The following is a 7,936-nucleotide window of genomic DNA, read 5'->3' as shown; positions in this document are numbered from 1 at the left end:
GCCAAATAAATCGACCGCTAAAGCGGCAGACCTCCGTTTTATCTCCCAGTCCTGGGTCGGCTGAGATGCGTTCCCGACGCTCTCAGCCTCCGGCCGTTCCCGACGCCCGGACCCTGGCCAGTCGGAGAGAAAACGGAGGCGATTTAAGCCGAAACCGAGCCTGGCTTTTAACCCGCAGCCACGCTGAACGTCACCGTCGCTTCAAGACCAGCAGCAACGTCCTTATCCTCGACTCTCATCGTCATCGGTATAACATGCATCAAAGAAGCATCCCCCTCTTACGCTTTGTATCACACTGTATCCACGACTCCGCCAGATACGCCACCATGCAAAAAGGGCGGTTTGGAAAACACGCCGCCTACAATCCCATGATGTGATAACCGAACATTTCATAACGGCTTCGGAGAAAACATCATGTCCAACAAACTGACCCTGACTGCGCTGATTGCTCCCCTTTCCCTGTCCGTCGTTTTCGCCTGCCACGCAGAAGCGGCGGGCGTTGATTTCAAACAGATAAAGCAAATCAACGCGGGCGTACTGAGCGTCGGTTATCTCGATCTCGGCCCAAAAGACGGCCAGCCGGTCATTCTGCTGCACGGCTGGCCTTACGACATCAACAGCTTTGGCGCCGTGGCACCTGAGCTGGCAAAACAGGGTTACCGGGTTATCGTGCCTGAGCTGCGTGGCTTCGGCAGCACCCGCTTCCTTTCCCCTTCCACGCCCCGCAACGGCGAGCCTGCCGCGCTGGCTCAGGATACGGTTGCGCTGTTGGACGCATTACATATCAAACAGGCCATTTTCGGCGGGTATGACTGGGGCGCACGCACGGCGGACATTGTGGCGGCGCTGCACCCCGACCGAGTGAAAGCGCTGGTGTCGGTCAGCGGATACCTAATCAGCAGCCAGGAAGCCGGGAAAAAACCGCTGCCGCCGCAGGCCGAACTGCAATGGTGGTATCAGTTCTACTTCGCCACTCCACGCGGCGCGGCAGGCTACGAGAAGAATACCCATGAGTTCGCCAGATTGATCTGGCAGCAGGCTTCGCCGGGCTGGAAGTTCAGCGACGAAACCTTTAACACCAGCGCCAAATCGCTGGATAACCCCGATCACGTCGCCATTACGCTGAGCAACTATCGCTGGCGCCAGGGGCTGGAAAACGGCGAGCAGAAATACGCGGCGGATGAGAAAAAGCTGGCCGCACTGCCGGACATCACCGTACCGAGCATCACGATTGAAGGCGACAATAACGGCGCGCCACATCCGGCACCGGCAGCGTATGCCGCGAAATTTACCGGCAAATATGAACACCGCACCTTCAGCGGCAATATAGGCCACAACCCACCGCAGGAAGCGCCGGAAGCGTTTGTGAAGGCAGTAGTAGATGCCGGTAAGCTGTAGTAAAAAAAGAAGCGCAGCCGTTCACTAATGAACGGCTATGCTAGTTTTACCCTTCATTTTTAGCGCCGGGAGCACCAGGTGGAACACATCGATCATATTCTCGTGGTGGACGACGACCGCGATATTCGCGAGCTTATCGTCAGCTATCTGGAAAAATCAGGCTACCGGGCAAGCGGCGCGGCAAACGGCAAGGAGATGCGTGCCGTGCTGGACAAGCAGCACGTCGACTTAGTGGTGTTGGACGTGATGATGCCCGGCGATGACGGGCTGACGCTGTGCCGCCAGCTGCGCAGCGATAAACATAAAGACCTGCCAGTCCTGATGCTAACCGCCAGAAACGAAGATACCGACAGGATCCTCGGCCTGGAGATGGGTGCAGATGACTACGTGGTTAAGCCTTTTGTCGCCCGCGAGCTGCTGGCGCGGATCAAAGCGATCCTCCGCCGCTTCCGCGCGTTGCCGCCCAATTTGCAGGTGACCGAAGCGGGCAGGATCATCGCTTTCGGCGAGTGGAAGCTGGATACTTCCGCTCGCCACTTGATTGATTTACAGGGCACGATCGTTGCGCTGAGCGGCGCGGAATACCGCCTGCTGCGCGTGTTTTTGGATCATCCGCAGCGCGTGTTGACGCGCGATCAGCTGCTAAACCTGACGCAAGGCCGCGATGCCGAGCTGTTCGAGCGCTCTATTGATTTGCTGGTCAGCCGCGTGCGACAGCGCTTAAACGAGGATGCACGTACCCCGGCCTACATCAAAACCGTGCGTAGCGAAGGCTATGTGCTTTCCGTTCCCGTCACCATCGTTGAGGCGCGAGAATGAGGCTGTGGCCCCGCTCCCTGCTGTCCCGGCTGTTTCTCATCGTTCTCGTCGGCCTGCTGCTGGCTAACGGCCTGACCCTGGCGCTGACCACTCTTGAGCGAATGAACAGCGCCCGCAGCGTGATGCTGGATAACCTGCAAAACAACGTTTCCACCAGCGTGGCTATCCTCGACAAGCTAGCGGCCAATGAGCGCCCCGCCTGGCTGGACAGGCTTGCCCGGGAAAACTATCACTATATTCTTGGCCCTGGTACGCCAGGAAAGCCGCCTGCCGACGAACGTTCGAAAGATGCCATTGCTTCGCTGAAAGAGGCGCTGGGCGAGCGCTACAGGCTGACTTTCACCGCCATTCCCGGCATGCGTTCCCATATTCAGGCCCATTTGACGCTGGCCGACGGCTCGCCGCTGACCATCGACCTTACGCCGCGTATGCCGCCGATTGAAAGCTGGCTGCCGGTGGTGATTGCTATTCAGCTGGTGCTACTGGCGCTTTGTGCCTGGTTTGCCGTGCGCCAGGTGGTACTGCCGTTTACCCGCTTTACCCGCGCCGTTGAAGCGCTGGAGCCGGCCAGCACAAGTCCGACGGCGATGCAGGAAAGCGGCCCGATTGAGGTTGAACACGCGGCAAAAGCATTTAACGCGATGCAGGCGCGAATCCAGGGACACCTGAAAGAGCGCACTCAGATCCTGGCGTCTATTTCACATGACCTGCAGACGCCCATCACCCGCATGAAGCTGCGCCTTGAGATGAGCGATGAGCCGGAGCTGCGCGACAAACTGATGCAGGATCTGGATAACATGACGCATCTGGTGCGCGAGGGAATCGCCTATGCGCGGTCGTCAGAAAGCCTGGAAGAAACGCCGCAGCGCCTTGAGCTTCGGGCTTTTGTGGACAGCATTGCCTGCGACTATCAGGACGTCGGTAAAGCGGTGGCGTTTACTGCCCCGGAGGCGGCGCTTCCTCTTTCAACTCGCCCCCAGGCGCTGCGCCGCATCCTGACCAATCTGCTGGATAATGCGCTGAAGTTTGGCACCGCCGCTGACGTCAGCCTGAGCAAAGAAGCAAACCAGGTCACGCTGACGGTTACCGATAACGGCCCGGGGATCCCCGAAGAGGAGCTGGGCGCCGTTTTACAGCCTTTTTACCGCGTGGAAAGCTCCAGAAACCGCGACACCGGCGGCACCGGGCTTGGTCTGGCGATTGCCGCCCAGCTTGTCGGTCAGCTTGGTGGAAAGTTAACGCTCACCAACCAGCCGCAGGGCGGGCTGAAGGCCGGCATCACGCTGCCTGTCTCCTGATTGTATCGCTCTGTATGCGGCTAAGCGGCCGACAAACAAACTGACAATCAGGGCGGTTTTCCCACACATCACGAACACATCAGGCGGGTTAAATAGCCTGAAATCATCCTGTAACCGTGAGGTGTGTTATGCCCGTTCTGATTGCCTTTCTTGGCGGTATGCTCAGTTTATTAAGTCCCTGTACGCTGCCCGTCATTCCCTTGCTTTTCGCCGCATTTCGCGGTCAAAAACGCCAAATCATCGCCCTGCTTGCCGGCATGGTGGTCATGTTTACCGCCGTCGCTTTGCTGGTTGGCGCTGCCGGGGAGTGGATCGTGAAGGCCACGCTGGTTGGCCGCTGGATTGCGCTGGCGATGCTGGCGCTTGCCGCGTTGACGCTTATCTTCCCCGTGCTTGCCGAACGCCTGATGCGGCCTGCGGTGCAGTTGGGGAACGCTATCAATAACCAAAGCAACCGCACTCGCGGCATGCTGTCCGCTTTTTTGGCGGGGCTTGCAGTGGGGCTGCTCTGGTCTCCCTGCGCCGGACCGATTTTGGGGGCCATTCTCGGCATCAGCCTGTCCGGCTCTTCGGCGGTAACCACCGGCCTGCTGCTAGCGGCCTACGGCAGCGGCTGCGCGCTGATGCTGGCGCTGCTGTGGTTCTGCGGTCATCGGCTGCTGGCTCGCCTGCGTGAGAAAATGGCGCTGATGGCGCAGCTTCGGCGTGTGGCGGGCGTAGCAATGCTGGCCACCGTGGCGTTTATCGCCTCCGGCACCACGGCGGTGCTGCAAAACGCCAACGGCTTCGGCGCGAAGCTGGAGCAGCACCTGCTGGCGCTTTCCCCAACCGCTGCGTCAGCACCGAAGCTACAGCCCATCGCGGATACCGCACCTACCAGCGCGATGCCGCCGCTTTCCGGAGGAACAGCCTGGATTAACAGCCCGCCGCTGACGCCAGAGGCGCTAAAAGGCAAAGTCGTGCTTATCGATTTTTGGACCTTCGACTGCATTAACTGCCAGCACGCGCTGCCGCACGTCCGCGAATGGGCCAACAAGTATAAAGATCGGGGCCTGGTGGTGATTGGCGTGCATACGCCGGAGTACCCGTGGGAGAAAGATCTCGATTCGGTGAAAAAGGCGGTGGGCAAATGGCAACTGCCTTACCCGGTCGTCACCGACAACAACTATCAGATCTGGAACGCCTTCGGTAACCAGTACTGGCCAGCCCATTATTATTTCGACGCTCGCGGACAGCTGCGCAATGTCTCCTTCGGCGAGGGCAACTACGAACAGCAGGAGCAGGTTATTCAGAAGCTGCTGAAGGAGGCTCGCGCCTGATTTTGCCTTCGGGGAGGCGGGAATATGACTCTCATCACATTCGCCGCACTCCCCTTTTCCCTTTTGCTCCGCGACGGCTAAATTAGAACTCATCCGACCACATAAAAATAATTCGTTACCCTAGATAATTCGAGTTGCAGGTAGGCGGCAAGTGAGTGAATACCCAGGAGCTTACATAAAGTAAGTGACTGGGGTTCAGGAGTGCAGCCAACACCCCTGCAGCTTGAAGTATGACGGGTATACATTTTGGAACCGATTATGAGCTACTCGTCGCTGCTTGCCCCGCTGGATCTTGGCTTCACCACTTTGAAAAACCGCGTGCTGATGGGCTCGATGCACACCGGGCTGGAAGAGCTGCCGGACGGTGCTGAGCGCCTCGCGGCTTTCTATGCCGAGCGTGCCCGCCACGGCGTGGCGCTGATTGTCACCGGCGGGATTGCCCCTTCGGCCTCCGGCGTGACCATCGCCCACGGTGCGGTACTGAACGATAAAAGCCAGCTGGCGCATCACCAGATTGTGACCGATGCGGTTCACCGTGAAGGCGGCAAAATTGCCCTGCAGATCCTGCATACCGGTCGCTACAGCTATCAGCCTAAGCTGGTCGCGCCTTCGGCCATTCAGGCGCCGATCAACCCGTTTAAACCTCACGAGCTGAGCCACGAAGAAGTCTTAACGCTGATTGAGGACTTCGCCCACTGCGCGAGCCTTGCGCGGGAAGCCGGGTATGACGGCGTGGAGGTCATGGGTTCGGAAGGCTATCTGATTAACCAGTTTTTAGCGGTGCGGACTAACCAGCGCGACGACGAATGGGGCGGTGACTACGAGCGCAGAATGCGCTTTGCCGTTGAGGTCGTCCGTGCCGTGCGGGAACGGGTTGGCAAAGAATTTATTATTATCTATCGCCTGTCGCTGCTCGACCTGGTGGAAGGCGGAGGCAACTTTGACCAGGCCGTGACGCTCGCCAAAGCGATAGAAAAAGCAGGTGCGACGCTGATTAATACCGGCATCGGCTGGCATGAAGCCCGTATTCCTACCATTGCTACATCCGTGCCGCGCGGCGCGTTTAGCTGGGTAACCAAAAAACTGAAAGGCCACGTCGCGCTGCCGCTGGTGACGACCAACCGAATCAATACCCCGGAAACCGCCGAGCAAATTCTGGCCGACGGCGATGCGGATATGGTGTCAATGGCGAGACCTTTCCTTGCCGACCCTGAATTTGTCTCCAAGGCCGCTGCGAACCGGGCCGATGAAATCAATACCTGCATCGGCTGCAACCAGGCCTGCCTCGATCAGATTTTCGCCGGCAAAGTCACCTCCTGCCTGGTGAACCCACGCGCCTGCCATGAAACCAAAATGCCGGTTGTACCAACCACGAGGCCGAAGCGTCTTGCGGTTGTCGGCGCAGGCCCTGCCGGGCTGGCTTTTGCGGTCAACGCCGCCGGACGTGGCCATAACGTCACGCTGTTTGACACCGCGGCGGAGATTGGTGGGCAGTTTAATATCGCCAAACAGATCCCCGGCAAAGAGGAGTTTTTCGAAACGCTGCGCTACTACCGCCGGATGCTGGACATCACCGGCGTGGACGTTCGCCTTAATCAATACGTTGAGCCCGAGAAGCTGAGCGGCTACGACGAGGTGGTACTGGCCTGCGGCATTGAGCCGCGCCTGCCGGAGATCGAAGGCATCGGGCACCCGAAGGTGCTGAGCTATATCGAAGTATTGCGCGACAAAGCGCCGGTGGGCAAACGCGTCGCGGTGATTGGTGCGGGCGGCATTGGCTTTGATACTTCGATGTACCTGAGCCAGGAAGGGGCGTCCACCAGCCAGAGCATCGCCGAGTTCTGCGTGGAATGGGGGATTGATACCAGCCTGCAAACCTCTGGCGGCCTGCGCCCTGAAGGGCCGAATCTGCATAAAAGCCCGCGCAGTATTTTCCTGCTGCAGCGTAAAACCAGCAAGCCGGGCGAGGGCCTGGGCAAAACCACCGGCTGGATCCACCGCGCCACGTTGCTGGCGCGCGGCGTGAAAATGCTGGCGGGCGTAAGCTACGAACGCATTGACGATGCCGGGCTGCACATCACCGTTGGCGGAGAGCCACAGCTGCTGGAAGTGGATAACGTGATTATTTGTGCCGGGCAGAATCCGCGCCGCGAACTGGCTGAACCTTTACAGGCTATGGGTAAAACCGTGCATTTGATTGGCGGGGCCGATGTGGCAATGGAGCTGGATGCCCGGCGCGCGATTGCGCAGGGTACCCGTTTAGCGCTGGAAATTTAGTACGTTTCCCGCTTTCACTGCCCGACCTGGGCAAAATTAATATACCAGGTTGTGGCAGTGAAGTTGTCGAATGTTATTTCTGATACTGGAAACATTAAATTACTTTTCGTCAAGCCTTTATCAAACCCGCTACGTTACCGCTTCCTTATCCCATAAGTAGATCCTGCTCACAATAATATTCCTTCGCCAGCAATATATACCTGCCACCGCAACTTTATATCTCTCCATCCCCTTCCTATAGTCAGGCGCACAAACCACATCGGCAGAATTTAAAACCATAAAAATTTATATATCAAGACCATGCATCTATAAATAAAACATTTGTCGATATATATATTCAAAAAAAATAAAATCAGTAGGATTCAGATCCTGAAAATTCGTTTCATCCGTGCAATTATAAAAATAGCGTTTACGTGGCACGGGTGGATGAAAAGAAAAAGGACAACAAGGAGCGACAATGAATAACAATGGAACACTTCTGCATAACCACATTACGATCATGACGCAGAACAACTTTTTGCGTCATGGTGTAATCTCTTTTATGAGAGATATTCACGCATCAGATATACATACCGACGTTAAAAAAATCGTTTTTATTGATGTTTGTAGCCTGAAGTGGTAATGCCTTCAATCGATAGAATTTTCTGGTAATCTTCCGGTATTTGAGGTTTTTCTTTGGCTACCGTTACTGTTCATTGCCCTCGATGCCATTCAGACGAAGTTTATCGCCATGGCCGCAGTTCTTCCCAACACGAACGCTTTCGTTGCCGGACATGTGGCCGGGTTTTCCAGCTGGCCTATACCTATGAAGCCCGAAAACCCGGT

6 protein-coding genes are annotated in these 7,936 nt (G+C 57.0%); all 6 read left to right on the top strand.

Going from position 1 to position 7,936, the window contains the following annotated elements; all coding sequences use genetic code 11:
* Nucleotides 1-414: 414 nt before the first annotated feature.
* On the top strand, nucleotides 415-1,398 hold the full coding sequence (locus VGM55_RS11935; protein ID WP_331635574.1) for an alpha/beta hydrolase: 984 nt from the start codon (nucleotides 415-417) through the stop codon (nucleotides 1,396-1,398).
* A 78-nt stretch (nucleotides 1,399-1,476) separates the two neighbouring features.
* Nucleotides 1,477-2,217, top strand: coding sequence for a response regulator (locus tag VGM55_RS11930; protein ID WP_331635573.1), 741 nt, complete (start codon nucleotides 1,477-1,479; stop codon nucleotides 2,215-2,217).
* On the top strand, nucleotides 2,214-3,515 hold the full coding sequence (locus VGM55_RS11925) for a sensor histidine kinase (RefSeq protein WP_331635572.1): 1,302 nt from the start codon (nucleotides 2,214-2,216) through the stop codon (nucleotides 3,513-3,515). The genes VGM55_RS11930 and VGM55_RS11925 overlap by 4 nt, the downstream gene beginning before the upstream one ends.
* Nucleotides 3,516-3,643: 128 nt before the next feature.
* Nucleotides 3,644-4,834, top strand: a complete 1,191-nt coding sequence (locus tag VGM55_RS11920; RefSeq protein ID WP_331635571.1) for a cytochrome c biogenesis protein DipZ — start codon at nucleotides 3,644-3,646, stop codon at nucleotides 4,832-4,834.
* 258 nt (nucleotides 4,835-5,092) lie between these two features.
* The gene (locus VGM55_RS11915) at nucleotides 5,093-7,111 is read left to right on the top strand and encodes an FAD-dependent oxidoreductase (protein ID WP_154187002.1); all 2,019 of its coding nucleotides are present in this window, start codon (nucleotides 5,093-5,095) and stop codon (nucleotides 7,109-7,111) included.
* Between the two features lie 675 nt (nucleotides 7,112-7,786).
* Nucleotides 7,787-7,936: IS1 family transposase (locus VGM55_RS11910; RefSeq protein ID WP_331635575.1), on the top strand; the 150-nt coding region annotated here is incomplete at its 3' end.

This window comes from Cedecea sp. (assembly GCF_036500665.1).
GTDB lineage: Bacteria > Pseudomonadota > Gammaproteobacteria > Enterobacterales > Enterobacteriaceae > Cedecea.
The sequence above is the reverse complement of the archived record's forward strand: the minus strand, read 5'-3'. Positions and strand labels throughout refer to the sequence as shown.

Coding starts and splice junctions, on each gene's coding strand:
- VGM55_RS11920 (WP_331635571.1), top strand. CDS start 3,644: ATGCCCGTTCTGATTGCCTTTCTTGGCGGTATGCTCAGTTTATTAAGT.
- VGM55_RS11925 (WP_331635572.1), top strand. CDS start 2,214: ATGAGGCTGTGGCCCCGCTCCCTGCTGTCCCGGCTGTTTCTCATCGTT.
- VGM55_RS11915 (WP_154187002.1), top strand. CDS start 5,093: ATGAGCTACTCGTCGCTGCTTGCCCCGCTGGATCTTGGCTTCACCACT.
- VGM55_RS11935 (WP_331635574.1), top strand. CDS start 415: ATGTCCAACAAACTGACCCTGACTGCGCTGATTGCTCCCCTTTCCCTG.